General features: G+C 68.0%; 25 protein-coding genes and 2 tRNA genes. 13 read left to right on the forward strand and 14 right to left on the reverse strand.

All coding sequences use genetic code 11. From position 1 onward, the window contains the following. The 3 genes from rpoB to HWV07_RS09755 are packed head-to-tail and all read right to left on the reverse strand — an operon-like array spanning position 1 to position 3618. A complete protein-coding gene (rpoB, locus tag HWV07_RS09745) occupies positions 1-1827 on the reverse strand; it encodes a DNA-directed RNA polymerase subunit B (protein WP_178334113.1) in 1827 nt (608 codons plus the stop codon). 1 nt (position 1828) lies between these two features. Beyond that, the gene (locus tag HWV07_RS09750; RefSeq protein ID WP_178334114.1) at positions 1829-3394 is read right to left on the reverse strand and encodes a DNA-directed RNA polymerase subunit B''; all 1566 of its coding nucleotides are present in this window, start codon (positions 3392-3394) and stop codon (positions 1829-1831) included. Then, positions 3391-3618 (reverse strand): DNA-directed RNA polymerase subunit H, encoded by a 228-nt coding sequence (locus HWV07_RS09755; RefSeq protein ID WP_178334115.1) that lies wholly within the window; start codon positions 3616-3618, stop codon positions 3391-3393. The genes HWV07_RS09750 and HWV07_RS09755 overlap by 4 nt, the downstream gene beginning before the upstream one ends. A 407-nt stretch (positions 3619-4025) precedes the next feature. On the opposite strand from HWV07_RS09755, the gene HWV07_RS09760 reads away from it, so the two are divergent. Together HWV07_RS09760 and HWV07_RS09765 are read left to right on the forward strand one after the other, a co-directional pair. Beyond that, positions 4026-4098, forward strand: a tRNA-Asp gene (locus HWV07_RS09760). Between the two features lie 117 nt (positions 4099-4215). Further along, positions 4216-4635: a group I intron-associated PD-(D/E)XK endonuclease gene (locus HWV07_RS09765; RefSeq protein WP_178334116.1), complete on the forward strand. Its 420-nt coding sequence runs from the start codon at positions 4216-4218 to the stop codon at positions 4633-4635. A gap of 2 nt (positions 4636-4637) precedes the next feature. Here HWV07_RS09765 and HWV07_RS09770 read toward each other — a convergent pair whose 3' ends face one another. Both HWV07_RS09770 and HWV07_RS09775 read right to left on the reverse strand, forming a co-directional pair. Next, entirely contained in the window at positions 4638-5942 is a 1305-nt protein-coding gene (locus HWV07_RS09770; protein ID WP_178334117.1) for an RNB domain-containing ribonuclease, read from the reverse strand. 286 nt (positions 5943-6228) lie between these two features. Then, positions 6229-6525 carry a DUF7562 family protein gene (locus tag HWV07_RS09775; RefSeq protein WP_178334118.1) on the reverse strand — a complete coding sequence of 99 codons (297 nt, stop codon included), beginning with the start codon at positions 6523-6525 and terminating at the stop codon, positions 6229-6231. Positions 6526-6664: 139 nt separating this feature from the next. Here HWV07_RS09775 and HWV07_RS09780 point away from each other — a divergent pair, with 139 nt between their 5' ends. Next, complete coding sequence (locus tag HWV07_RS09780) at positions 6665-7756, forward strand: aminopeptidase (RefSeq protein ID WP_178334119.1); 1092 nt, start codon at positions 6665-6667, stop codon at positions 7754-7756. 21 nt (positions 7757-7777) lie between these two features. Here HWV07_RS09780 and HWV07_RS09785 read toward each other — a convergent pair whose 3' ends face one another. The 3 genes from HWV07_RS09785 to HWV07_RS09795 form a co-directional block, all read right to left on the reverse strand. After that, positions 7778-8044: a glutathione S-transferase N-terminal domain-containing protein gene (locus HWV07_RS09785; protein ID WP_178334120.1), complete on the reverse strand. Its 267-nt coding sequence runs from the start codon at positions 8042-8044 to the stop codon at positions 7778-7780. 90 nt (positions 8045-8134) lie between these two features. Then, on the reverse strand, positions 8135-8878 hold the full coding sequence (locus HWV07_RS09790) for an SDR family oxidoreductase (RefSeq protein WP_178334121.1): 744 nt from the start codon (positions 8876-8878) through the stop codon (positions 8135-8137). Between the two features lie 712 nt (positions 8879-9590). Further along, positions 9591-9665: transfer RNA gene (locus HWV07_RS09795), tRNA-Arg, on the reverse strand. A 269-nt stretch (positions 9666-9934) separates the two neighbouring features. On the opposite strand from HWV07_RS09795, the gene HWV07_RS09800 reads away from it, so the two are divergent. The 3 genes from HWV07_RS09800 (at position 9935) to HWV07_RS09810 (ending at position 12097) form a co-directional block, all read left to right on the forward strand. Then, the gene (locus HWV07_RS09800; RefSeq protein WP_425487798.1) at positions 9935-11062 is read left to right on the forward strand and encodes a DUF7537 family lipoprotein; all 1128 of its coding nucleotides are present in this window, start codon (positions 9935-9937) and stop codon (positions 11060-11062) included. A gap of 91 nt (positions 11063-11153) precedes the next feature. Continuing rightward, positions 11154-11690 carry an AAA family ATPase gene (locus HWV07_RS09805; RefSeq protein WP_178334123.1) on the forward strand — a complete coding sequence of 179 codons (537 nt, stop codon included), beginning with the start codon at positions 11154-11156 and terminating at the stop codon, positions 11688-11690. Beyond that, positions 11687-12097, forward strand: coding sequence for an RNA-binding domain-containing protein (locus HWV07_RS09810; RefSeq protein WP_178334124.1), 411 nt, complete (start codon positions 11687-11689; stop codon positions 12095-12097). The genes HWV07_RS09805 and HWV07_RS09810 overlap by 4 nt, the downstream gene beginning before the upstream one ends. On the opposite strand, the gene HWV07_RS09815 is transcribed toward HWV07_RS09810, so the two are convergent. Further along, positions 12090-13157 (reverse strand): molybdopterin-dependent oxidoreductase, encoded by a 1068-nt coding sequence (locus HWV07_RS09815; RefSeq protein ID WP_178334125.1) that lies wholly within the window; start codon positions 13155-13157, stop codon positions 12090-12092. The genes HWV07_RS09810 and HWV07_RS09815 overlap by 8 nt on opposite strands. Positions 13158-13229: 72 nt before the next feature. Here HWV07_RS09815 and HWV07_RS09820 point away from each other — a divergent pair, with 72 nt between their 5' ends. Further along, positions 13230-14153 carry a CBS domain-containing protein gene (locus HWV07_RS09820; RefSeq protein ID WP_178334126.1) on the forward strand — a complete coding sequence of 308 codons (924 nt, stop codon included), beginning with the start codon at positions 13230-13232 and terminating at the stop codon, positions 14151-14153. On the opposite strand, the gene HWV07_RS09825 is transcribed toward HWV07_RS09820, so the two are convergent. Both HWV07_RS09825 and HWV07_RS09830 read right to left on the reverse strand, forming a co-directional pair. Beyond that, positions 14141-14359 (reverse strand): hypothetical protein, encoded by a 219-nt coding sequence (locus HWV07_RS09825; protein WP_178334127.1) that lies wholly within the window; start codon positions 14357-14359, stop codon positions 14141-14143. The genes HWV07_RS09820 and HWV07_RS09825 overlap by 13 nt on opposite strands. Positions 14360-14556: 197 nt before the next feature. Further along, complete coding sequence (locus HWV07_RS09830) at positions 14557-15639, reverse strand: THUMP domain-containing class I SAM-dependent RNA methyltransferase (protein WP_178334128.1); 1083 nt, start codon at positions 15637-15639, stop codon at positions 14557-14559. Positions 15640-15673: 34 nt separating this feature from the next. On the opposite strand from HWV07_RS09830, the gene HWV07_RS20110 reads away from it, so the two are divergent. Next, a complete protein-coding gene (locus HWV07_RS20110) occupies positions 15674-16042 on the forward strand; it encodes a DUF7577 domain-containing protein (protein ID WP_425487799.1) in 369 nt (122 codons plus the stop codon). A 21-nt stretch (positions 16043-16063) separates the two neighbouring features. Next, the gene (locus HWV07_RS09835; protein WP_178334129.1) at positions 16064-16279 is read left to right on the forward strand and encodes a hypothetical protein; all 216 of its coding nucleotides are present in this window, start codon (positions 16064-16066) and stop codon (positions 16277-16279) included. 67 nt (positions 16280-16346) lie between these two features. On the opposite strand, the gene HWV07_RS09840 is transcribed toward HWV07_RS09835, so the two are convergent. Further along, entirely contained in the window at positions 16347-17333 is a 987-nt protein-coding gene (locus HWV07_RS09840; RefSeq protein ID WP_178334130.1) for a nucleoside recognition protein, read from the reverse strand. Between the two features lie 91 nt (positions 17334-17424). Here HWV07_RS09840 and HWV07_RS09845 point away from each other — a divergent pair, with 91 nt between their 5' ends. After that, positions 17425-17871, forward strand: coding sequence for a hypothetical protein (locus HWV07_RS09845; protein WP_178334131.1), 447 nt, complete (start codon positions 17425-17427; stop codon positions 17869-17871). A gap of 123 nt (positions 17872-17994) precedes the next feature. On the opposite strand, the gene HWV07_RS09850 is transcribed toward HWV07_RS09845, so the two are convergent. After that, positions 17995-19509, reverse strand: coding sequence for an aldehyde dehydrogenase family protein (locus HWV07_RS09850; RefSeq protein ID WP_178334132.1), 1515 nt, complete (start codon positions 19507-19509; stop codon positions 17995-17997). A gap of 178 nt (positions 19510-19687) precedes the next feature. On the opposite strand from HWV07_RS09850, the gene HWV07_RS09855 reads away from it, so the two are divergent. Beyond that, positions 19688-20419 carry a helix-turn-helix domain-containing protein gene (locus HWV07_RS09855; protein ID WP_178336040.1) on the forward strand — a complete coding sequence of 244 codons (732 nt, stop codon included), beginning with the start codon at positions 19688-19690 and terminating at the stop codon, positions 20417-20419. Here HWV07_RS09855 and HWV07_RS09860 read toward each other — a convergent pair. Continuing rightward, positions 20406-21245 (reverse strand): proline dehydrogenase family protein, encoded by an 840-nt coding sequence (locus HWV07_RS09860; protein WP_178334133.1) that lies wholly within the window; start codon positions 21243-21245, stop codon positions 20406-20408. The genes HWV07_RS09855 and HWV07_RS09860 overlap by 14 nt on opposite strands. A 165-nt stretch (positions 21246-21410) precedes the next feature. On the opposite strand from HWV07_RS09860, the gene HWV07_RS09865 reads away from it, so the two are divergent. After that, positions 21411-22649 carry an ABC transporter substrate-binding protein gene (locus HWV07_RS09865; protein ID WP_178334134.1) on the forward strand — a complete coding sequence of 413 codons (1239 nt, stop codon included), beginning with the start codon at positions 21411-21413 and terminating at the stop codon, positions 22647-22649. Between the two features lie 7 nt (positions 22650-22656). Then, positions 22657-23601, forward strand: a complete 945-nt coding sequence (locus HWV07_RS09870) for a branched-chain amino acid ABC transporter permease (protein ID WP_178334135.1) — start codon at positions 22657-22659, stop codon at positions 23599-23601. The last annotated feature ends 1 nt before the right edge of the window (position 23602 follow it).

The following is a 23602-nucleotide window of genomic DNA, read 5'->3' on the forward strand; positions in this document are numbered from 1 at the left end:
TTATACAGCGTCCTCCAGTTCGATCCGCGGGGCGATGCCGAGCGCCTTCATCTCGTCGAGCAGGAGCTTGAAGGCGTAGCTCATCTCCACCTCGTGGACGTCGGTCTCCTCGTCGCAGTTCGGGCAGTAGACGCGGCGCTGGTCGACGTTCTCGACCGCGCTCATCCCGCAGTTCCCGCAGACGTGGATCCACTCGCGGTCGGACTCGTCGAGCAGCCGCTCCTTCAGCGTCATGGCGGCGCCGTGCCCGATGAAGACGTCGCGCTCCATCTCCCCGATACGCAGCCCGCCCTCGCGGGCGCGACCCTCGGTGGGCTGGCGGGTGAGCACCTGCACCGGCCCGCGGGAGCGGGCGTGCAGCTTGTTCGAGACCATGTGGTAGAGCTTCTGGTAGAAGATGACCCCGACGAAGATCTCGGCCTCGATCTTCTCGCCGGTGACGCCGGAGTACATGACCTCCTTCCCGTTGGACTTGTAGCCGCGGTCGACGAGTGCGTCGCGCAGCTCGTCTTCGGTCTCGCCCTGGAACGGCGTCCCGTCGACGCGGCGGCCCTCCAGGGAGCCGACCTTCCCGCCGAGCATCTCGAGGATGTGGCCGACCGTCATCCGCGACGGCAGCGCGTGCGGGTTGACGATGAGGTCCGGGACGACGCCGTCCTGCGTGAACGGCATGTCCTCCTGGGGGGCGAGGTGGCCGACGACGCCCTTCTGGCCGTGCCGGGAGGCGAACTTGTCGCCGAGCTCCGGTACCCGCTCGTCGCGGACCTTCACCTTCGAGAGCTTCGAGCCGTCCTCGCCCTCCATCAGCGTCACGGTGTCGACGACCCCGGACTCGCCGGAGCGCATCGTCACCGACGTCTCGCGGCGCTTCTGCGGCGACAGCCCGCCCATGTCGTCGGGCTCCTCGAGGAACCGCGGCGGCGACGTCTTCCCGAGCAGGACGTCGTTCTCGCCGACGTCCGTCTCCGGGTTGACGAGGCCGTCCTCGTCGAGGTGGGTGTAGGCCTCCTCGCCGCGGGCCCCGCGGACCTCGTCGTCCGGGATCTCGAAGCGGTCCTCCTGGCCGCCCGGATAGCGGCGCTCCTCGCCCTCGTAGGTCCGGAAGAAGTGCGAGCGGGCGAGGGCGCGCTCGACGCTCGCCTTGTTCATGACGAGCGCGTCCTCGATGTTGAACCCCTCGTAGGACATGACGGCGACGACGAAGTTCTGGGCGGCCGGCCGGTCGTCGTAGCCGATCTGCTCGGTCGTCTGCGTCTTCACGATCGACAGCTGGGGGTAGTGCAGCAGGTGCTGGCGGGTGTCCGGCCGGATGCGGTAGTTGGCGGCCGGCAGCCCCAGCGACTGCTTGATCATCCCCGACCCCATCGTGATGCGCGGGGAGGCGTTGTGCTCGGGGTACGGGATCATCCCCGCGCCGATGCCGAACATCAGCGACGGGTCGACCTCGAGGTGGGTGTGGTCCTCGGTCAGCTCGTCCTCGTCGACCGCGACGTAGATGTCCTCCTCCTCCTCGGCGTCGATGAACTCCACGTAGCCGCGGTCGACGAGCGACTCGAACTCCAGGTCGCCGTCCTCGACGGCCTGCAGTTCCTCGTCGGACATCAGCGGCTCGCCGTCCTCGACGACGAGCAGCGGTCGCCGCGCGCGGCCGGCGTCGGCGTTGACGATGACCTCGTTGGTGCGCTGACGTACCGAGACGTTGACCATCTCGTCGATCTCGCCGCGCCGTCGCGACTCTCGGATGTCGTCTGCGAGTTTGTGCGGGTCCGGATGGGTGCCGATGAGGCTCCCGTTTACGTACACTTTGGCGTCTCGTCCCTGGCTCATGTTAGTCGTCTGCAGTGTGTGTCTCGACCGTCTCGATTCCCGGAATGCCCTCCACGCCCATCGAGGCGAGCTCGCGTTTGAGCCCGCGCTCGTCGTCGACGTTCTGGGACAGTTCCATCGCCTGTGCGAAGTTCTTCACCAGCCCGCAGTTCGGCCCCTCGGGCGTCTCGGAGGGACAGATGCGACCCCACTGGGTCGCGTGGAGGTCCCGCGCCTCGAAGTGCGGCTGCGACCGTGACAGCGGCGACCGCAGCCGGCGGAGGTGCGAGAGCACGCCCATGTAGTCGGTCCGGTCGACCAGCTGGCTGACGCCGGAGCGTCCGCCGACCCAGTTCCCCGTCGCGATCGGGTGCTCGAGCCGCTCGGTCAGGACGTCCGAGCGGACGACCGTGTTGACCGACAGCTGGCGGTTCCGCATGTTGGCGCGCTCCAGCTGGTACTTCACGTCGCGTGCCAGCTTGTTCAGCGCCGTCCGGAAGAGGTCCTTCATCAGGTCGCCTGAGACCTTCAGACGCTTGTTCGCGTAGTGGTCCTTGTCGTCGGACTCCCGGCGTTCCAGGGCCAGCTCGAAGCAGGCCTCGGCCATCCGGCAGAGGTACACCGCCTTGTTCATCCGGACCTCCTCGTCCTCGACGCCCTCCTCGTGGAGGTGCGGCAGGAGGTAGCGGTCGATGACGTAGTTGGCGCGCTTCAGCTGGTAGTTCTTCCCCTGGCCGGAGGCGACGCGCTGGCCCAGCTCCTCGATGGCCTCGGCGGTCGACTGGACCTCGGCGGCCTCCAGGTTCTCCAGCATGAACTTCACGATCTCCGGGTCGTCGGAGACCCGGTGGACGATATCCTCGTCGGACTCCAGGCCGAGCGCCCGGACGAGCGTCACGAAGTTGATCGACCCCGAGACGGAGGGGAACGACACCTCGAGGATGCCGCTGCGGTTCCGCTCGCAGAGCACCAGCGCCCGGTAGCCGCGGCGCTGGGAGAACGTCTTGGCGATCTGGATCTCGTCGCCGTACTTCGTGTCGTACTCCGCGAGGATCTTGTTCGGCGCGAGGTCCTCGCTGGTCATCAGGACGCGCTCGGAGCCGTTGACGATGAAGTAGCCGCCGGGGTCGGCGGGGTCCTCGCCGATCTCGATCAGCTCCTCGCGGGTGAAGTCCGCGATGTTGCACTTGTTGGAGCCGACCATGATCGGCATCCGGCCGACCTTCGTCTCCGCCTGATCGACGATGTGTTCCTCCTCCTCCTCGCCGCCGCGGACGATGCTCATCTCCATGAACACCGGCGCCGAGTAGGTGATGTTCCGCAGGCGGGCCTCCTGCGGGTAGAGCAGCTCCTCGGACCCGTCGGCCTCCCGGACCCGCGGCGTCACGATGCGGACGTTCCCCAGGTCGACGCGGACGGGCTCCTGGCCCTCCTTGTCGCCGATGTCGGTGTCGATGCTCTCCTTCTCGTCGACGACCTCCTGCATCCCGCGGTCCAGGAAGTTGTTGAACGATCGGAAGTGGTGCGCTGCGAGTCGGTCCCGCGAGAAGTACTCCCGGGAGATCGAACGGCGGTCTTGCCTGTTCATTCTACCACCAGTCGGTACACGACGGCTCGGTCGGTCGTCCGGGAGTCGCGGACGATCTCTACGACGTCGCCGACGCCCGCCTCCTCCGGGAGGGCGGCGTCGCGACGCTCGATCTTCGGCAGGTCTGTGCGGTCGATGTCGTACTCCGCGAGCACCTCCTCGACGTCCTCCTCGTCGAGGACCGAGTGCTCCGGAACCAGGTTGTGTTGGCTTACGTCTACCATGTGTTGGGCTGGCCGGGTGAAGAAGCTGTCACGAGATACTACAGCGTGCTATCGGCGGCAGCGGTAAAACACTTGCTAAATCGGACGGCCATAGCTACCCGTGCCGCCTCTCACCGCGGCACGCGACTGCTCGTTGCCACTCTGTTATACGGCATCTGTCAAAAACCCTTTCCCGGACTCTCGCCGCGAGAGCGTCCCCGGAGCGAGCCCTCTCGCCCCTGAATCGCTCGTTCAGTGAGTCTCGCAGGGAGTGTGGAGCTTGGACCGACGAACATTCGATGCCGGTCGACCGACCGGACGTCCCCCGGCTGAAAACCCACGCCGGCGAGTGGTGTGCCACCTCCCACCGCCCTGCCATCCTTTGGAAAGCCTTAAGGTCGGAACCCGGCTACGGAGGAATGCAGGGAGCCCGGGTGGTGTAGTGGCCCATCATACGACCCTGTCACGGTCGTGACGCGGGTTCAAATCCCGCCTCGGGCGCTTTCTGACGACGCCAAATCCGAGAGCAACAGTTCCAGGTATCGTCAGCGGCTCGGTGCCGTGCTGTCCGCTCCACCAGGCGGAGATTTTTGTAGCGAAACCGGACCAGGACCGTCCATGAACACGAAGGACGTGGGGGATACCTCCGAGGCGCTGGTCCTCGCAGAACTGACGCGACGCGGGTACTCGGTCGCCGTTCCGTTCGGCGACAACGACCGGTACGGCCTGCTCGTCGATGCCGACGCATCGCTCTACCGCGTCCAGGTCAAGACCGGCTGGCGAGAAGGCGACTGCATCCGGTTCAAGACAGGGTCCCAGACTACGGCCGACGGCGAGGCGACGGTCGAGGAGTACACGGATACCGAGATAGACGCTTTCGCCGTCAGATGTCGGGACAGCGGCGGATTATTCTGGGTCCCGCTGGAAGCGGCCGGGCGCAAGAGCACGTACCTCCGGGTCGAGGACGCGGCGATCGATCACCCGAGGGTCTCGTACGCCGAGGAGTACGCCTTCGAGAACGCGTTGCCGCCTCGCTGACGTCACACCGTGTGGTCGGCGTCCTCGGGGTCCTCGACGACCTCGAGGCCGCGGTTGTTGATCGCGTGGGCGTCGAGGCCGACCTCCTCGAGGAACTTCTTGTACTGGCGCTCGCAGGTCTCGGCGTCCTTCTGGGTCTTGCTGGCGTGGTCGCAGAGGTCGGCGATGCCCTCGGGGACGTCGTTCGTGTAGATGATCCAGTGGTTGACGAGGTCGGAGAGCCGGCGGATGGGCGAGGTGAAGTGGCCGTAGATCTCGAAGTTCAGCGCGTGGTGGCCGCCGAAGGGGTCGGACATGTACTTCGCCCGCGGCATGACCTTCATCACGGCCCACTGGATCTTGTTGAGCTGGCGGCCGGGCGCCTCCTCCAGCGTCGCGTTGACGGCCCTCCGGGGGTCGTCCCAGGAGTCGCCGGGGATGGAGACGCCGTCGAGGTCCTGGATCTCCCGGAGAGCCTCGTCCCACTCGTCGGGGGTGGGCTGGGGGTGGACGCGGAACATCGCCTCGAGGCCGCGGCCCCACTGGAGTTCGTGGGTGACGGCCTTGTTCGCCTTCAGCATGCACTCCTCGATGATGGTGTGGGCGCGGTCGCGCTTCGGGTTGAGGACGAGCGAGCCGTCCTCCTTGCGCTGCTCGTGGAGCTCCTCGGCGAGTTCGTAGACGAGGTTGTTCGCCTCGTGTAGCGGGTGGTCCTCGTCGTCGAGGGCCTCCTCGCACTCGTTGTACGTCAGGCGGGCGTCGGAGTGGATGACGGACTTGTAGATGTCGATAGACTCGTGAGAGAGCGTCTCCTCGTTGATGTGCATCTCGACGGTGTGGGCCAGCCGGTCCTCCTCGGGGACCAGCGAGCAGACAGTCTCCGCCAGGATCGGCGGCAGCATATGGATGGTGTAGCCCGGCAGGTAGACGGTGTTGCCGCGCTTCTGGGCCTCATCCCACATCGCCGTCTCGGGGTTGACGTAGTGGGTGACGTCGGCGATGTGGACCCAAAGTCTGTAGCCGACGTCCGTCCGCTCGATGGAGATGGCGTCGTCGAAGTCCTGGGCGTCCGCCGGGTCGGTCGTCCACGTCGTCAGGTCCCGGAGGTCCCTCCGGTCTTCGAGTTCCGTCTCGATGTCGCCCTCGGGGTCGGCCGCCCGCTCCTCGGCCTCCTCGAGGACCGCCCGCGGGAACTCGTCGCGGATGTCGAACTCCTCGAAGAGCTCCTCGCGCTTGTTGGCGAGGTGGCGGGCGAGCTCCTCGTCGATGACGACCGGGCCCTGGCCCTCCGCCGTCCCCGCGTACGCCTGTTCGTCCTGGTCACTCATGTCGGGAGGTTCGGGGGTGGTACAGTTAGGCGTTGTGTGCGAGACTCCGAGCGAAGCGAGGAGTCTCGACCAGGCGAGCGGGGAGGAGCGGAGCGACGACCCGCGAGCTGCGGCTCCTCGGACTCCGTTCGAGGTCTCAAAATGCCGAACGGCGAGCGGGAACGACCCGCGAACCGCGAGTAAGCGAGTATAGCGAGCAATGCGAAGTGCGACCGGAGACTCCGAAGACCCTCGCGGCAGCATAGCCGCCACGCTCGAAGGACCAGGCCACCAGCCCGGCACCTCGTTATTCCCGTTCGTGGGACTCGGGTGAGTCGCGGTCCTCGTCGACGAGTTCGACGAAGCGGGCGAGGAACTGCTGGCGGGAGAGGCCGCCGGTCTCCACGTCCGCCAGGAGCGACTCGAGTCCGGTCCGGGACTGGTGGCAGAGGTCGCGGAAGCAGGGCTTACAGAGGTGCTCGAACTCCTTGTCCTCGCGGTCCCAGCGGTCGCCGTACTTGTCGTACTCGCGCGCCTCGGTGCGGGACACGCGCTCGCCGCAGGCGATGCAGGTGACCTCGGAGTCGTCCCGCCGGTGCCACATGGGCACACGTACGGGAACCCCCGACTTAGCGTTTCCCCGCGGAGGTCACGATCGGACGGACGTCGAAGCGGGACTCCAGCGACTCCCGCCGCCGCCGCTATCCGTACACGTATAGGGTCCCGCTCCCACACCCCCGGGTATGGACCCGCGCATCCGCGAACACGCCGAGATCATCGTCGACCACTCGACGGACGTCCAGGCGGGCGACAACGTCGTGATCAGCGCCCCCGGCGAGGCCGAGGACCTCGCCGTCGCGCTCCACGAGGTCGTCGGCGACCGCGGCGCCACGCCGGTGTACCTCGCGAACGACAGCCGCGCCGAGCGGGCGTACCTCCGGGCGGTCGACGACGACGAATTCGAGACGCCGACGCACCTGCAGTCGCTCTACGAGGACACGGACGTCCTCATCCGCGTGCGGGCGGAGGCGAACGCGACCGAGCAGAGCGACGTCGCCCCGGAGACGCAGGCCGAGCAGTCGAAGGCCACCCGGCCCGTCCAGGAGGTCGCCCTCTCGAAGCGCTGGTGTCTCACGCAGTTCCCCTCGAAGGGCAGCGCCCAGCTCGCGGGGATGAGCACCGAGGCCTACGAGAACTTCGTCTGGGACGCCGTCAACAAGGACTGGGACGCCCAGCGGGAGCACCAGGCGCAGATGGTCGACATCCTCGACCCGGCCAGCGAGGTGCGCATCGTCAGCGGCGACACCACCGACGTGACGATGTCGGTCGACGGGATGTCGACGCTGAACGACTACGCCGAGAAGAACCTCCCCGGCGGCGAGGTCTTCACCGCGCCGGTCGCCGACAGCGTCGAGGGAGAGGTGCTGTTCGACAAGCCGCTGTACTACCAGGGCCGGGAGATAACGGGCGCCCACCTCGTCTTCGAGGGCGGCGAGGTCGTCGAGCACTCGGCCGACCAGAACGAGGAGTTGCTCACCGAGGTGCTGAACACCGACGACGGCGCCCGCCGCCTCGGCGAGCTCGGCATCGGGATGAACCGCGACATCGACCGGTTCACCTACAACATGCTGTTCGACGAGAAGATGGGCGACACCGTCCACATGGCGGTCGGCCGCGCCTACGATGAGTGCGTCGGCGACGACCGCGAGGCCAACGAGTCGGCGGTCCACGTCGACATGATCGTCGACATGGCCGAGGACTCCTACATCGAGGTCGACGGCGAAGTCGTGCAGCGCGACGGGACGTTCAGATTCGAAGACGGGTTCGACGGGTAGTTTCGGGAGAACGGGACTGCGCTACGCGTAGTGCTCCTCCAGGTACGCGACGATATCGTCGCTGTCGTAGCGCGTCTCCCGGCGGCGGTCGGTGTCGACGAGGAACGGGATCGTGTCCTCGCCGCCGATGGCGGTCAGTTCGGCGTGGGTCTGCTCGTTCTTGACGTCGCCGCCCTCGTCGCCCGGCAGCCGGGGGTTATGGATCACGTAGGAGGCGCCGAGGTCGGTCAGCTTCTCGCGGACGTCCTGGGAGTGCGGACAGCCCTCCGCCTGGTAGAGTTCGAGCATCGTGTGTCCGTAGGGCCTCGAGCGGGGTAAACCTGACACGGGTCGGGTTTGAGTGGCCGACGGCCCGACCCCACCACCGCGCCGCTCGCTTCAGAACATCGTGAACTTGTCCCGGCGGTAGAGGTCGATCTCCGCCGCCATCGAGGGGCTCTGCCCGGCCGCGTAGCGGATGGCCTCCGCGATCTCCTCCGGTTCGGTCACCTCGCCCTCGTCGAAGCGCTCCTCGAAGGACTCACCGTACTCGGAGCCGAACTCGGTGCGGACCTCCGAGGGGTTGACGACCGTCACGCCGACGTCGTCGTCGCCGACCTGCGCGGAGACGCTCTGGGCGAACCCGCGGGTCCACCACTTGCTCGCCGCGTAGACGGGGTTGAACGGCCGCGGGTACTTGCCCGCGAAGCTGCCGACGAAGATCAGGGTACCCCCGGATTCGCGAAGGTGCGGCAGCGCCGCCCGGGTCGCGAAGAACATCCCGTCGACGTTGACCTCCATCATCGTCCGGTACTCCTCCGTCGCCATCGACGCCACCTCGCTGCCGGCCGCGGTGCCGGCGTTGTTGACCAGCAGGTCCAGCCCGCCGAACTCCGCGACGGTGGTCTCGACGAGTTCCTCGACCTCGTCCTCGTTCCGGACGTTCGTGGGCACGACGAGCGCCTCGGCGTCCGTCTCCGATTCCACCTCGTCGGCCAGCGTCTCGAGGCGTTCGCGCCGCCGCGCGGCGAGCGCCACGTCGGCGCCCGCATCCGCGAGGGCGTGCGCGGTCTCCTGTCCGATGCCGGAGCTCGCACCGGTCACGATGGCGGTTCGACCGTCCAGCGTCGCCTTCTCGACCATGCGGTGGATGACGGACCCGTTCGTGTTAAACGTCACCACGCACCGGTCGCGAGGCCGTCGCTGTGACGGCGTTCCGATCGAACCGCAAAAAAGGTGTGCCAGAACCGAACCGCGTCCGCCGGCAGGCGAGGGCGGACGGACGGGAGCTGGGCCGGAGCCCAGCGGCAGGATAACAGGCAGCACGGCAGCAGTGGGTCGACAGAACCCAGGACCTAGCGGCAGCGGAATGTCACTGTGTCTGACGGAGCACCTCGTCGGGACCGTTCGGTTCGTCAAGCGCTCCCCGCGGCGTCCTCACCGTCGCGGAACGGCAGCATCGGACATCTTTACGGGGTGAGTCGCTTGCGATCACTACACCCACATCTATACGGCGTTGTAGTATAAATCTTTGCTATAAGGAACCTAATTCAGACTAAGAGTTACATATTTACAGTATTTTCACTTTTTTCGTTGTATTCGGAATCGTTACGGGGCCGGGCTGAGGCTTTTACTGATTGGACATCCCGTGACTGGCGGTGTGAGCCGGCGTTCACCGCATATTGGTTTGCTATCCACGTTGGTCTGGCTCGGCGAAAACAGGTCTGGGCGGATGCGATACCGATCGAGCCGGCAGAAAGAGCACTTCACAGCACGGTCTTTCGGAACGCTTTGCTCCCTGTTCGTCTTCTCGAGGCGCACGTTTCGTTCGCTCGACGCTCCGCTCCTCGCTGTACGAGCACGGTGGGATTCGAACCCACGGCCATCGGATTAGAAGTCCGACGCTCTGTCCTAGCTGAGCTACGTGCCCTGGCCGAAAATTACACAGGCGGCTTCAAAAGCGGTGCGGGTTCGCTCAGGGGTCGAAGCGAGACCACGAAGGCCGAACCAGAGGCATCCGAGCCACGACCGACGAAGACAGATCGACCAGGACTGTCTTGCGAGGAATCGAACACGTGAATTGACAGATAGGACGAGTGTCAGTGAATCAGCGAGTTTAATCGAGGAGTGGTTTATTGATACGTGTTGATTTGATAAGAATATTTATGTATAGTATGTACTGTACCCACAAAATGACCAATGGGAGACGAACAGCGGTTCACGAGACGGAACCTCTTAGCGACGGGTGCGGTAGCAACTAGTTTGCTCGCAGGGTGTACTGGTGGGGACGATCCTGGCGCGGACGCTGGGGAGGACGAGCAACCTGACGCGGCTTCCGGGACACCTACTTCGACGCCTGCAGCACCGACGCTGGAGGAATTCGAGTACCCCGAGGGTGCATCGCAGACCGAAGTGGACGGGTCCACTCTCTCGGATACACACAGGACCGCGATCACTGACGCCAAGTCGCTCACGGTGGAACTGGACGAGCAGCGTTCGTACGACGGTCACGGCCAGTCCGAATCGGTCACCAAGCGATGGGGCTCCGCGGGCGTCTCGGTAGTGACCGACGGCGACGTGACCGAGACGCTGTGGTCGCCGTCCGGGGAGCAAGTCGGATACGTCCAGATGGACTCCGGCTTCGACCAGCGATACCGGATCGACAATCAGGCGCCCACGGCCGAATCGGTCTCCGAGGTGTCACGGTTCGGAGCCCTGGTTGCCGGAGTCTCCTGGGGCGAGGCGACCGAGGTCAAGGAAGACGCTGCTGGCAACTACGCCGCCGTCTACGAGGCCGAGGGCGTCGCCGACGAGCAGAAGCTCTCAGATATCGTCTTCGGTGAGGTGACGGACCTCTCGGCGTCGGTCGCCGTGAGCCAAGCCGGCTACGTCAGCGAACTCAGCTACGACCTGACGGTCGATCAGGACGGTTCGACGGTGCAGGAAGCAGTCGAGGCGACGGTCACTGCTGTCGGGGAGACCGACATCCAGGCGCCCGACTGGCTGGAAACGGCCGAGGAGGAAGGCGTCCAGTTCGAGATGCAGCTCGTCGAGGACGGCGAGGTGATCGAATTAGAGATGGTCAACGGGACCGAGGTACCCGGCAAGGCACAGGTCAACGTGTCATCTGGAAGCAATTTCGGCCATTCCAGGCTCCCCGAAGCAGTTTCGGTCGGCGACCGGGTGAACCTGGCGCTACCCGCCGACCGCGAACTGTCGGTCGGCGTCAACGAGGTGCCCCCGGAGAGCGCGCCGCTCGACCGGTTCGTCAACGTCAGACTCCAGTTAGAGCAGTTCCTGCTCTTCGAGGGGGAGATACACCGGTAACCAGGCCGAGTAAACTGGATCACCGGCCCTATTCTCGGACGCTACGGCGAAGGATAGCCCTTAAACCGACGCTCGGACTACCACCGGGTAGATGCAGGTCATCGGAACCGTCGGGCTGGCCGGCAGCGGCAAGGGCGAGTTCGCGACCGTCGCCGAGGAGCTGGGGGTGCCGGTCGTCACGATGGGCGACGTCATCCGCGCGGAGTGTCGCGACCGCGGGCTCGACCCCGCCGAACACCACGGCGAGGTGGCCACGAAGCTCCGCGAGGAGAACGGCCCCGCGGCCATCGCCGAGGCGTCGCTGCCGCACATCGAGGCGGCCCTGGAGGACGCCGACACCGTGCTCGTCGACGGCATCCGCTCTGACGTCGAGGTCGACGTCTTCGAGGAGCGCTTCGGCGACGACTTCTCGCTCGTCAGCATCGAGGCGCCGTTCGAGCTCCGACGGAAGCGGGTGACCGACCGCGGTCGCGACCGGGTCGACGGGGACGGCGAGGGGCTCGAGGAGCGCGACGAGCGAGAACTGGGCTTCGGGCTCGGCGAGGCGATGGACCAAGCCGACGTGACCGTCGAGAACACCGGCACGCTCGGGGCGTTCCGGACCCGCGTCAGGGAGGTACTCGAATGATATACAGCATCGACGTCCAGATCACGGCCCCCGTCCACGACACCGAGGTGACCGACCGCGTCGCCGACGCCATCCGGAACCTCTTCCCGGAGGCCGAGGTGGAGACCCACCCCGGCGAACTGCTGGCGACCTGCCACTCGATGGACCACCTCTCGGAGCGGCTCCACGAGCAGGCCATCCTCGACTCCGCCCGCGGCGCGTTCTTCGCGAACCACGAGGGCGATACGTTCACGTTCGACCTGAAGAAGCAGGCGGCGTTCCGCGGCGTCGTCAACTTCGCCGTCGGCAGCGGCAGCGAACTCGGCGACATCCACGTCCGCGTGCGGGTGAACGAGCCGGACGTCGAGTCGTTCGTCGACCACGTCGCGCCGCCGACCGAGGACGGCCGGCCGGTCGACACTAGCTGAAGCCGCTGACGAAGATAGCGAGCCGCTCGCCGCGGTCGCGGCGGCGCGTCACCCGCACTTCCTCGACCCACTTCACCCACTGGAAGCCGCGGCGCCCGGGCGCGACGAGCCGGAGCGGGAAGCCGTGGCCGTGCGTCAGGCGCTCGCCGTCGACGTGGGTCGCCAGCAGGGCCTCGCGGACCTCCTCGATCGGGAGGCTCCAGCGGTAGCCGGTGACCGACCGGAACGACACCCACGCGGCCCCGTCGTCGGGGGCGACCGCCTCGAGCAGCGACGCCACCGCGACGCCGCGCCAGTCGTGTTCCGAGTACCAGCCGCTCGTGCAGTCCAGCAGGGCGCGCGTCTCGTCGTCTCCCCCGGCGACCGTCGCGTAGTCGAACTCGGCGGGGGCGGCGACGGCGCCGTCGACGGTCAGCGTCCACGCGTCCGCGTCGACCGGCTCCGGTCGGTCGGCGACCCAGCTGGTCACCGGGAAGGCGTTGCCGTCGTCGCTGCCCTCCTCGCGGGAGCCGGTGAACCGGCGGTCCGAGCCGGCGGTCTCGAGGGCGGCGTTGGCGACGCCCTGCGCGCGGTAGACGGCCGCGCCGGCGAGGACGAGCGCGCCGAAGCGCAGCGCAGATCGCCGGCCCTCGAAGTCCCCCCGTTCCGGCAGCCGGAAGCGGAACCGCAGGTGGACGACCAGCAGCGCGGCGACGGCCAGTCCCAGGCCGACGTGGAGGTTCAGCAGCCCCCAGGGGCCGAGGTCGAGGGACGCGCCGAACACCCAGGCGACGCCGCTGGCAAGCGCGCCGACGGTGGCGACCGCGAGCAGCACCGAGAGGGCGACGACGGCCGTCCAGGCGCCGCCGGTGACACGCCGGCGGACGCGGCGGAGCTTCAGCGCGACGAGGGCCGCGAGCACGAGGCCGCCGAGGCCGTGCGTGACGAACACCCACGCCCGGCTCGGCCGGCCGGAGTAGAGGCTGACGACGCCCGTCGCCAGGACGAACGCGACGCCGGCCAGCAGCGCGCCGTCGACGACGCGCGGGTGCGGTTCGGCGAGCCACGGCGGCCGTTCCATACCCCCAGGAGGGCCGCGAGGCGGGAATAGCTTCGCCCGTAGGCTCTTCCGCGTCGCGGTCGAGGGTCGAGTATGCTCGTCACACTGACGGTGGAGGACGTGATGTCGTCGCCGGTCGAGACCGTCGCCCGCGAGGCGACCGCGATGGAGGCCGCCCGGAAGCTCCGGGACGCCCGCGTGGGCTCGCTGGTCGTCTGCGAGGGCGACGAGCCGGTCGGCATCGTCACCGAGTCCGACATGGTCGACCTCATCGCCGAGGACGCCGACGCCGGGGCGCTGACGGTCGCCGAGATCCTCTCGGACGACCTCGTCACCGTCGAGACCGACACCTCGATCGAGGACGCGGCGACGCTGCTCGCCGACCACGACATCCGGCGGCTGCCGGTCTGCGAGGACGGCCGGCTGGTCGGCATCGTCACGACGACGGACCTCTCGTACTACCTGCCGCACATGAGCCGCACCTCGGAGGGGTGGACGGAGCGCCTCACGAGGCTGCGCTCCTCCTCGCCGTCGACGACCTACGACGACCCCGACTGGTCATTCGAGCACGAGGGCGACGACGAGCTCTCGGTCGGCGACGTCGTCCGGTTCCGCAAGGAGCTCGCCGACGAGGACGTCCGCCGGTTCGCGGAGGCGACCGGCGACACGAACCGCATCCACCTCGAGGAGGAGTTCGCGGCGGCGACCCGCTTCGGCGGGCGCATCGCCCACGGCATCCTGACGGCGGGGCTCATCAGCGCCGCGCTTGCCCGGCTGCCGGGGCTGACGATCTACCTCTCGCAGGACCTCCGCTTCCTCGGCCCGGTCGAGATCGGCGAGACGGTCACCGCGGAGTGCGAGGTCGTCGAGGACCTCGGGAAGAGCAAGTACGAGCTGACGACCACCGTCTACGACGGGGACGGGGAGGTCGTGATCGACGGCGAGGCGGTCGTGCTGATGTCGGCGTTCCCGGAGGGGTTCGACGCGGCGGCGGAGGGGGCGACTCAGCTACAGTAGGCGTTCTCGTCGTCCATCAGGTTGCGGAGTCGCGCGACGGAGTACGGGTCGAACAGCTGCTGGGCCGCGGTCGTCGGGCGGTCGAGGTCACCGGGTGTCTCGTCGGCTGCGGCCCAGGGGTCGTCGCCAGTGCGGGCGGCGATCTCGGTGGGCGGCGTCTCGGTCGTCGGTTCGGTATCGGGCGTCGGGGTGGGTTCGGTGCTCATCTGTTGGGTTCGGTAGGACGGTCGTCGTCGGTACGAGAGTCGGAAGAGAGAACTAGCGTACGGCTACGCGTACCGCGACGCCGAGCAGCGAACGGGGGCCGGAATCGGCGCTTCGCATGTATCCCACTGTATTTCACGATTGTTCATAAAGATACCGGTGCGGCCCCGTCGCGACGGACGACCGTCCACTCGACGGGTCACGGCTCGTAGGCGACGATCGCGGCGTCGATGCGGCCGTAGGGGATGTCGTAGCGCTCGACGGGCTCCATCGGGAGCAGCTCCGGCTTCGTCGTCAGGGCGACGAACCGGTCGACGTCGCCCTCCCGCAGCCGGTCGGCGAAGTCCGCGTAGAGCGCCCGGAGGTCCTCGCTGACCCGGATGCCGAACGGGAGGTTCGTGACGACGCAGTCGGCCTCGACGGCCGCGGTCCGCGCGTCGGCGTCGACGACCTCGACGGCGTCCTCGAAGCCGGCGGCCTCCAGGTTGACGCGGGCGCAGCGGCGCCACTTCTCGCGGCGGTCGCGGGCCTCGATGGCGAGGTCCGGCGAGCGCGACTCGTGGGCCGCCCGCCGTTCGCGGAACGCGGCGCCGTCGTAGCGCGGCAGCGCGTCGAGTGCGGGCTCGAGGTCGGGACGCGGCGGTCGGTCGGTCGCCGCCAGCGCGGCCTCGATGGGGACGGTCGCCGACCCGGCCATCGGGTCGACCAGGCGGTCCTCGGCCCCGTAGCCCGCGATCCGGAGCATCGAGTACGCCAGCGTCCCGCGCAGCGGCGCGTCGTGCTCGCAGACGCGGTAGGGCCGCCGGTGCAGCGAGTCGCCGGTCAGGTCGATCGCGAGGGTGAACCGGTCGTCGTAGAGGTACGCCTCCAGCCGCACCGTCGGGTCGTCGAGGTCCACGGGCAGCCGCTCGCCGGTCGCCTCGCGGTAGCCGTCGATGACCCCCTGGCCGACCCGCTCGGCGACGTCGACGCTCGTGAACTCGTGGCTGCCGTGGCGCGTCCCGACGACGCCGAAGTCCGACGAGGGGAGATGAGCCGCCAGGTCAGCCTCGCGGGTCCGGTCGTAGACGTCCTCCAGTTCCTCGACCGGCGCGTCGACGAGCACCTCCATGACCCGGTGGCAGGTCCGCGAGCGGTAGTGGAGGTCGTAAACGTCCTCGTGGTTCCCGTCGAACTCCACGACGCCGCGGTGGTGGACGGCCGCGTCGAGTCCCAGCAGTTCGTCGAGCTCGTCGGCCGTCACGGACTCCAGCCCGCCGTTCGTCGTCGCCAAGAGGTGCACGCCTCCCCCTTGCGCCGGTGGGGAGATAATCCCGGTGTCCTCGCGCTCACATCGCCCGTCCTGTGCGGCCGTCAACGAGCCGGCCTACCAGTTCTGCCGCGAGTGCGTCGGCGAACTGCAGGACGGCACGCCGACGGTACCGGTACAGCTCGCGAGCGATGGGCTAATGTTCCAATTAGTGAACTGTTCTGTAGGACGCTGGTCTGAAGAGTCGTATCCCTGGCTCATTGATGCTTTCAACTCCGTCAAAACGACAAGCTCTTTGTCAGACTGTCTAGTCCCACCGCCGATAACTGTGAACATCGCGAGAGCAGATTCAATTCGTAAGTCTTCACCGAACTCTACAATTCGAAACGTCCTGGGTACTATTATTGACTCTCGAAATAGTCAAAACCATCGTTAGTAGCCCTTCCCATTGCTAACCATGGGGTTTACAGGGGCAGCCCTGAAGTTCACAGGACTAATTGTGGTTTTGACCACTTTAGGCATGATAATCGAGGGGGACGTAGAAGGAGTAAATCAATCGATGGCCACAATCAAGGCGATTGTGACGGGGGTTTCTAGTTTGGGTGAAACGACCCTCGGGATTCTGGCAATGGTGGTCTTCCTCGGAGTCCTCTACTACGCAGACGGTTCCTGAGTGCCTGTAGTTGATGTAATGGACTGCCCTCCGACTGGGCGAGTTCTAACTATGGAGGTCGTCATTTTCACACCGCCAACAGCCCCACCAGCGCCACCGCGATCCAGAACACCTTCAGCCCCGTGTTCACCAGGATCACCTTCGTCCCGAATTCGGCGCCCCAGATGCCGTACTGGAACGGGATGGAGCGCTTGAACGTCGAGACGGTGAAGGAGACGATGCCGCCGACGAGCATCGTCGCGACGGCGGTGCGGGCGGTGAAGACGCCGTCCTCGACCAGCGGCGCGATGGTGACGGCCCCGCTGGTGGTGTCGAAGGCGAAGACGACGATGACGGGGACGGCGGCCGACGGCAGGCCGGTCAGCGCGGCCAGGGGGTCGGCGGCGCCGCCGGTCAGCGCCTCCAGGTCGTAGTAGGTCGTCAGCAGTACGACCGCGGTGTAGACGACCGCGAGGCGGGGCAGGATGTCCCGCGTCTTCTCGACGCCGGAGCGGGCCGCGCCGGCGAGCTTCTCGCGGGTGGACGTGGGCGATTCGCCGCCGTCGGGGCGGGCGTCGGGTTCGAGCTCCGCCATCGCCTCCGGGTCGACGTTCCGCGAGGAGAGCAGGACGGCGCCGGCGAGGACGCCCGTGGCGGTGATGGCGAGGGCGACGCCGGCGCGGGTGCCGACGTACAGTAGGCCGACCTTCAGCCCGAGGATGGGGATCAGGACCGGCGCGTAGAAGGTGAAGATGTGCTGGACGAACCCGAAGAACGTGTTGATGGTGACGGCGACGAGGGTGGCGCGGTCGTCCAGCAGGCCGGCGTCGCGGTACTCCGCGAGCATGCCGTAGCCGGCGGTCGTCGAGGCCGCGGTGGTGATGATGGCGCCGCCGACCTCGTCCGGCAGGTTGGCGGGGCCGGTGAGCGGCCGCGAGAGCGCGGCGACGTGGCGGATGACGCCGAAGGCGACCAGCAGGTCGGCGAAGGCGACGCCGCCGGCGATGGCGACCGCGATGGTGGCCACCCGTGGCAGGACCTCGCCGACGACCAGCGAGACGACGGACGGCTCCATTCGGCGCGAACGAGGGCGTGCGGCCAGGAAACGGTTGCGTTTCGCGCGGAGCGACCCCCACGGTTACCTCCCCGGCGCCCCAGCGCCCGATATGGAACGGCTGCCGTACCGGCGAACCGAGGCGGTCTGCGCCGCACTGTACGCCCTCCTGGCCGCCGGCAGCGTCCTCGTCGTCGAGGGCGCCTCGAATCGCCTACCGGCGGCGAGCGGCGTTGAGCCGGCGCCCGGCGTCGCCGTCGGGTTCCTTGCGGTCGGCCTGTTCTGGCTCTGCGCCGTCGCCGCTGCGGCGATGGCCGCCGTCGTGCTCGCGGTGAACCTCCGGCGTCGGTGGGGCGGCTACGACGTCGACTCGGTCACGCAGGGTGCCGCGCTCGCGGTGCTCGGCTGTCTCGCCGCGGCGTCGGTCGCGGGGTTGTGGCTCGAGAGCCTCCCGCTCGCGCTGACGTTCGCCTTCGTCGCCCTCGTCGTCGCGCCCGCGGTGCTGCTCGTCGCGACCGTCGGCGGCAGGATACGCGATCGGATCGAAACGTCGGCCTGAGGCCCGGTCAGTCGGCGCCGGCGCACTCGCGCCAGCCGCACGACGGGCAGCGCCGGTTGCCGCCGTCGCGAGCGGTCGGCGCTCCGCAGCGGAGGCAGCCGGCGACCTCGGTCCTGATGGCCATCAGTCGTCCTCCACCGTGACCTCGGCGGAGAGGCCCTGTGCCATCTCGATGTCCGAGGAGTTGTTCAGCGTCCACGCGGTGCGCTCGGTGACCGCCTCGATGACGGCGCGGGCGGAGGGGTAGCCGTTCCCGGACTTCTTGACGCCGCCGAAGGGTAGCTGGACCTCCGCGCCGATGCAGGGGAGGTTGCCGTAGGCGAGGCCGAGTTCGGCGTGGTCGCGGTAGTAGTTGATCTGGCGGTAGTCCTCGCTGACGATCGAGCCCGCGAGGCCGTACTCGGTGGCGTTCTGGAGCTCGACGCCGCGCTCGATGCCGCCCTCGTACTCGATGAGCGCGACGTGGGGGCCGAAGACCTCCTCGTGGATGCAGCGCAGTTCGGGGTCGTACTCGGTCTCGTAGACGAACGGCCCGATCCAGTGGCCGTCCCGGTGGCCGTCGGGGATCTCCTCGTCGTCGAGGTCCGCGCGGTCGACGAGGACGTTCACGCCCTCCTCGCGCGCCAGGTCGTTGTACTCGAGGACCTTCTCGCGGTGGCGGGGCTCGACGAGCGGCCCCATGAAGGTGTCCTCGTCGAGCGGGTCGCCCACCGAGACCTTCTCGGCGGCCGCGACGAACCGCTCCTTGAACTCGTCGTAGACGTCCGTGTGCACGATGAGGCGCTCGCTGGAGACGCAGCGCTGCCCCGTCGTCTTGAAGCTCGAGAGGACGGCGGCCGGCACCGCGAGGTCGAGGTCCGCCTCGTCGGTGATCAGGACGGCGTTCTTCCCGCCCATCTCGCAGGCGGCGAGCTTGCCGGGCGTCCCGCCGATGGACTCGGCGATGCCCTGGCCGACCTCGGCGCTGCCCGTGAACAGCACCGTCTCGACGTCGCTGTCGACGACGGCCGCGCCGGCGTCGCCGAAGCCCTGCACCATGTTGAACACGCCGTCCGGGATGCCGGACTCGACGAGCAGTTCAGCGACCGCGTGGCCGCACTTCGGCGTCTGCTCGGCGGGCTTCCAGACGACGGTGTTGCCCTCGACGAGCGCCACCGCCATGTGCCAGAACGGGATGGCCACCGGGAAGTTCCAGGGGGTGATGCATCCCACGACACCGCGCGGTTTCCGCCGCATGTAGGCGTCCTTCGCCGCGATCTCGCTGGGCACCACGTCGCCGTGGGGGTGCCGACCGTTGCCGGCGGCCCACTCGACCATGTGGTAGGCCTCGACGACGTCGGCCCGGCCCTCGCTGATCTCCTTGCCGCACTCGCGGGTGACGAGTTCGCCGAGTTCGTCCGTCCGCTCCCGCAGTTGCTGGTAGACGTCCCAGAGGTACTCCGCGCGGTCGGGGTACGAGAGGGCGCGCCACTCCTCGGCCGCGTCCCGGGCGGCCGCGACCGCGTCCTCGACGTCCGCCTCGGTCCCGCGCGGGAACGTCCCGAGGACCTCGCCGTTCGCCGGGTTCCTGCTCTCGAAGTCGTCGTCGCCGCTTCCGGCGACCCACTCGCCGTCGATGTAGTGCTCGTGTCGCTCCATACGTTGTAGTGTCTCCCGGCCGTCCAGTACCCCGGCCCGTCCATGGACGGGCGCCGGGGTCGGCCCCCGAGGACGTCACGTACGGCAGGCTGCGGCCTGGACGCCGACCCGCCCGACCATGGTCGCCTGCCCGACCATGGTCGACACTCACATACCCTTGGAGTACGAACTAGTCATGATGGGACAGACGCAGAAGGCGGCGGGTACGCGGCTGACGCTCGACCTCTGGCACCCGAACTGCTGGGCGATCGAGTCGACGACCGAGGTGCCGGGCGGCGTGCTCGCCCACGCGATCTACAACACGCCGAAGGCGGACATCGAGACGGACTCGGTGAACGGGCTGTTCACCGCCTACGCCGACAGCACCGCAGAGATCGAACAGCTGCTGTCGACCATCGCGGAGTCCCCGCACAGCGGCGAGCTCCTGGAGCTCCAGGAGCGCTTCGGGACGGGCCACGCCGCGCCGGGCAACGTCGCCCGGGAGTTCTTCCTCGAGTACAATCCCAGCGACATGGTGTGCCCGGTGCTGCTCGATCACGGCTTCGTCCACAGCGAACCCGTCCGCATCGAGGGCGGCCGCGAGTACTGGCAGGTGAGCTTCGCCGGCGAGCGCGGCGAGATCGAGCCGGCCCTCGACGGGGTCCGCGAGGACGCCGGCGCCGAGGTGACCGTCCAGCGCATCACCTCCGCCGGCGAGTCGAACCAGCCGGAGCGACAGCACCGCCTCGACTCCCTGACGCCGACCCAGCGGAAGGTCTTCGAGCACGCCCGCGAGGAGGGGTACTACGAGTGGCCGCGCGGGACGTCGACCCGCGACCTCGCCGAGGAGCTGGACGTCTCGAAGACGACGCTGCTCGAGCACCTCCGGAAGGCCGAGTCGAAGCTTCTCGACCCGACTAGCGACCGATGACCGCCCGCAGCGCGAACAGCGCGTTCGACTTCCGCTCGCGGATCCTCCGGTAGAAGTACGAGAACCACTTGTCGCCGTACGGCACGTACTGGTAGGTCCGGACGCCCTCGGCCGCCAGGTCGCGCTGGGCCGTCTCCCGGACGCCCATCAGCATCTGGACCTCGTAGTCGGTGCCGTACTCGTCGTGGAGGTCGCGGGCCAGCGAGATCATCGCGGGGTCGTGACTGCCGACCGCGACGCCGTCGTCGAACTCCCGGAACGCGTACTCCAGCAGTTCGCGGTAGGCCCGGTCGACCGCGTCGCCGCCCTTGTGGGCGATGGCCGGCGGCTCGTCGTAGGCGCCCTTCACGAACCGGACCTTCCCCGGGAGGTCGGCCAGCCGCTCGACGTCCTCGCGGGTGCGCTCGAGGTTCGCCTGCACGCAGACGCCGACGTCGCCGCCGGTCTCGCGGGCGTGGTGTTCGAAGGCGTCCAGCGTGACGTCCGTCGTCGTGTGGTCCTCCATGTCGATCCAGACGAAGCGGTCGCGGGTCTGTCCGGCCTCGACGATGGTCGCGAGGTTCTCACGGAAGGCGTCCTCGCCGACGTCGAGGCCGATCTGCGAGGGCTTCACCGAGACGCAGCCGTCGACGCCGGCGTCGTCGAGGTCCCGGATCAGGTCGACGTACGCGCGGGTGTCGGCGTCCGCCGGCGCCCGCTTCTCGTAGTGCTCGCCGAGCAGGTTGCAGATGCCCGCGACGCCGTCCTCGTTGCACGCCCGCACCTGGTCGATGGCCGCCGCGGCGTCCTCGCCGGCGACGAAGTTGTCCGCAATCGGGGGGAGCATGGTCGGCGTTCGTCCGCGTCCGGCCTCAAGACCGACCCGACCATACTATTCTGCCGTCTCGTGGCGGAAAGAACCCGCATCTCGTCGGGACCCGACCATGGACGGTCGCCCGTTCAGGGTCGCTCTGCCGTTAGGTACCCCCAGACGACCATGGGAGACAATCACATGTCAAGCGAGACTCGCAGAGCGGTACTGAAGGCGTCGGGCGCGGCTGGCGTCGCCGCCCTCGCGGGCTGTATCAGCACCTCGGACGGGAACGGAAACGGCAACGGGAACGGCGACGGCGACGGCCCCTACGGGATCGGGATGATCGACTCGCTGACCGGCTCGCTGTCGGCGTTCGGCGAGCGCAATCAGCGCGGCATCGAGCTTGCGCTGAGCCGCGTCAACGAGAAAACCATCGACGGCCGGGAGCTCGACATCACCGTCGAGGACGACGAGAGCGAGAGCCAGGGCGGCGTCTCCGCCGCCCAGAAGCTCGTCAACCAGGACGGCGTCCCGTTCCTCATCGGCGCCGTCGGCTCCGGCGTCAGCCTGGCCATCTACGAGAGCGTCGTCCAGGGGACGGACGTCGTCCAGCTGAGCCAGAACTCCACGGGGCTGAACCTCACCGACTTCCCCGGCCTCCTGCGGATGTCGCCGACGGGGCGGACGCAGTCGACCGCGCTCGCGGACGTCATCGCCGAGGACGGCTACGACGAGGTGGCGATCACCTACGTCAACAACGACTACGGCCAGAGCCTCACCGACGCCTTCGTCGACGCCTGGGACGGCGACGTCGCCTACAACAACTCCCACGACCAGGAGCAGTCCTCCTACGCGAGCGTCATGTCGGAGCTGAACTCCTCCGGCGCCGACGCGTGGCTGTTCATCACCTACCAGGCGGAGTTCACCTCGATGATGAACGAGGCGTACTCCAGCGGCTACGAGGGGCAGTTCTACGGCGCCGACTCCGCGCAGGGCCAGACGGTCCTCGAGGACACCCCCGAGGGCGTCATGGACGGGATGAAGATCACCGTCCCGTCGGCGCCCGTCGAGCAGGAGAACTACAAGGAGTTCGCCGCGGCCTTCGAGGAGGAGTTCGACACCACCCCGACCGCGTGGGCGGCCTACGCCTACGACTGCGTCGTCACCGCCGCGCTGTCAATCCAGGCGGCCGACGAGTTCTCCGGCGCCGCCTTACAGGAGACCGTCCGCGAGGTCACCCGCCCCGAAGGCGAGCAGGTGACGACCTTCGAGGCCGCCAGCGACATCCTCGCCGACGGCGGCGGCCCCGGCGACGTCGACTACCAGGGGGTCAGCGGCCCCATCGACTTCGACGAGAACGGCGACCCCGTCGGCTACCTCCAGATCCTGGAGGTCCAGGACCACGAGTACGTCGACGCCGGCTTCATCGAGGCGTAAGCTCGCGATGCCGGTCCTCGAACTCATCGCGAACGGGCTGGTGTTCAGTAGCATCATCGTCCTCGGGAGCGTCGGGCTCTCCCTGGTCTACAGCATCGCCGACTTCGCGAACTTCGCCCACGGCGACACGATGACCGTCGGCGCCTACTCGGCGCTCGTCGCGTTCGGCTTCGTCGGCGGCGTCGGCGGCGCCGTCCTCGGCCTGCCCGTCGGGTTCTTCCTGGCGCTGTGCGTCGGCATCGCCGCGGCCGCCCTCGTCGCCATCGTCACGGAGAAGCTCATCTACGAGCCGCTCGACGTCGGGTCGCTGGGGCTGCTCATCACCTCGATCGGCATCGCGTTCATCTACCGCGGCGTCATCCAGATGGGCTTCAGCGCCGACGCCACCCGGTTCGGCGTCCCGCCGCTGCGGCCCATCGAGGCGCTGGTGCCCTACGGCGTGCGAATCACCGAGCACGACGTCGCCATCGTGATCACGGCGATCGTCCTCGTCGTCGGACTCCACGTCCTGCTGCAGTACACCGACCTCGGCCGGAAGATGCGCGCGATGGCCGACAACCCGGAGCTGGCGCGGGTCAGCGGCATCCGGACCGACCGGATCCGGCTGTGGACGTGGGTCATCGGCGCCGGGCTGGCCGGCGCCGGCGGCGTCTTCCTCGGCCTGTTCAACAACCTCTCGCCGCGGATGGGGTTCAACCTCCTGCTGCTCGTCTTCGCGGCGGTCATCCTGGGCGGCATCGGGTCGGTCTACGGCGCGATGCTGGGCGGCTTCCTCATCGGCATGATCAGGCAGCTGACGCCCATCCTCTCGGATCTGGGGAGCGTGCTGCCGCTCGTCCCGGATACCTTCGGCATCCCCATCGGCATCGAGTACGCGGAGGCCATCGTCTTCCTCATCATGGTCGCCGTGCTGCTGGTCAGACCGTCCGGCATCGCCGGGGAGGCGAGCTGAC

The organism is Natronomonas salina, from assembly GCF_013391105.1.
Classification (GTDB): domain Archaea; phylum Halobacteriota; class Halobacteria; order Halobacteriales; family Haloarculaceae; genus Natronomonas; species Natronomonas salina.

What these genes read in the sequence shown, in the direction of transcription:
- HWV07_RS09865 (WP_178334134.1), top strand. Translation starts at nt 21,411, where the DNA reads ATGTCAAGCGAGACTCGCAGAGCGGTACTGAAGGCGTCGGGCGCGGCT.
- HWV07_RS09805 (WP_178334123.1), top strand. Translation starts at nt 11,154, where the DNA reads ATGCAGGTCATCGGAACCGTCGGGCTGGCCGGCAGCGGCAAGGGCGAG.
- rpoB (WP_178334113.1), bottom strand. Translation starts at nt 1,827, where the DNA reads ATGAGCCAGGGACGAGACGCCAAAGTGTACGTAAACGGGAGCCTCATC.
- HWV07_RS09755 (WP_178334115.1), bottom strand. Translation starts at nt 3,618, where the DNA reads ATGGTAGACGTAAGCCAACACAACCTGGTTCCGGAGCACTCGGTCCTC.
- HWV07_RS09860 (WP_178334133.1), bottom strand. Translation starts at nt 21,245, where the DNA reads ATGCTCCCCCCGATTGCGGACAACTTCGTCGCCGGCGAGGACGCCGCG.
- HWV07_RS09780 (WP_178334119.1), top strand. Translation starts at nt 6,665, where the DNA reads ATGGACCCGCGCATCCGCGAACACGCCGAGATCATCGTCGACCACTCG.
- HWV07_RS09765 (WP_178334116.1), top strand. Translation starts at nt 4,216, where the DNA reads ATGAACACGAAGGACGTGGGGGATACCTCCGAGGCGCTGGTCCTCGCA.
- HWV07_RS09770 (WP_178334117.1), bottom strand. Translation starts at nt 5,942, where the DNA reads ATGAGTGACCAGGACGAACAGGCGTACGCGGGGACGGCGGAGGGCCAG.
- HWV07_RS09750 (WP_178334114.1), bottom strand. Translation starts at nt 3,394, where the DNA reads ATGAACAGGCAAGACCGCCGTTCGATCTCCCGGGAGTACTTCTCGCGG.
- HWV07_RS09845 (WP_178334131.1), top strand. Translation starts at nt 17,425, where the DNA reads ATGGAACGGCTGCCGTACCGGCGAACCGAGGCGGTCTGCGCCGCACTG.
- HWV07_RS09810 (WP_178334124.1), top strand. Translation starts at nt 11,687, where the DNA reads ATGATATACAGCATCGACGTCCAGATCACGGCCCCCGTCCACGACACC.
- HWV07_RS09825 (WP_178334127.1), bottom strand. Translation starts at nt 14,359, where the DNA reads ATGAGCACCGAACCCACCCCGACGCCCGATACCGAACCGACGACCGAG.
- HWV07_RS09815 (WP_178334125.1), bottom strand. Translation starts at nt 13,157, where the DNA reads ATGGAACGGCCGCCGTGGCTCGCCGAACCGCACCCGCGCGTCGTCGAC.
- HWV07_RS09820 (WP_178334126.1), top strand. Translation starts at nt 13,230, where the DNA reads ATGCTCGTCACACTGACGGTGGAGGACGTGATGTCGTCGCCGGTCGAG.
- HWV07_RS09800 (WP_425487798.1), top strand. Translation starts at nt 9,935, where the DNA reads ATGGGAGACGAACAGCGGTTCACGAGACGGAACCTCTTAGCGACGGGT.
- HWV07_RS09855 (WP_178336040.1), top strand. Translation starts at nt 19,688, where the DNA reads ATGGGACAGACGCAGAAGGCGGCGGGTACGCGGCTGACGCTCGACCTC.
- HWV07_RS09850 (WP_178334132.1), bottom strand. Translation starts at nt 19,509, where the DNA reads ATGGAGCGACACGAGCACTACATCGACGGCGAGTGGGTCGCCGGAAGC.
- HWV07_RS09840 (WP_178334130.1), bottom strand. Translation starts at nt 17,333, where the DNA reads ATGGAGCCGTCCGTCGTCTCGCTGGTCGTCGGCGAGGTCCTGCCACGG.
- HWV07_RS09775 (WP_178334118.1), bottom strand. Translation starts at nt 6,525, where the DNA reads ATGTGGCACCGGCGGGACGACTCCGAGGTCACCTGCATCGCCTGCGGC.
- HWV07_RS09790 (WP_178334121.1), bottom strand. Translation starts at nt 8,878, where the DNA reads ATGGTCGAGAAGGCGACGCTGGACGGTCGAACCGCCATCGTGACCGGT.
- HWV07_RS09870 (WP_178334135.1), top strand. Translation starts at nt 22,657, where the DNA reads ATGCCGGTCCTCGAACTCATCGCGAACGGGCTGGTGTTCAGTAGCATC.
- HWV07_RS09835 (WP_178334129.1), top strand. Translation starts at nt 16,064, where the DNA reads ATGGGGTTTACAGGGGCAGCCCTGAAGTTCACAGGACTAATTGTGGTT.
- HWV07_RS09785 (WP_178334120.1), bottom strand. Translation starts at nt 8,044, where the DNA reads ATGCTCGAACTCTACCAGGCGGAGGGCTGTCCGCACTCCCAGGACGTC.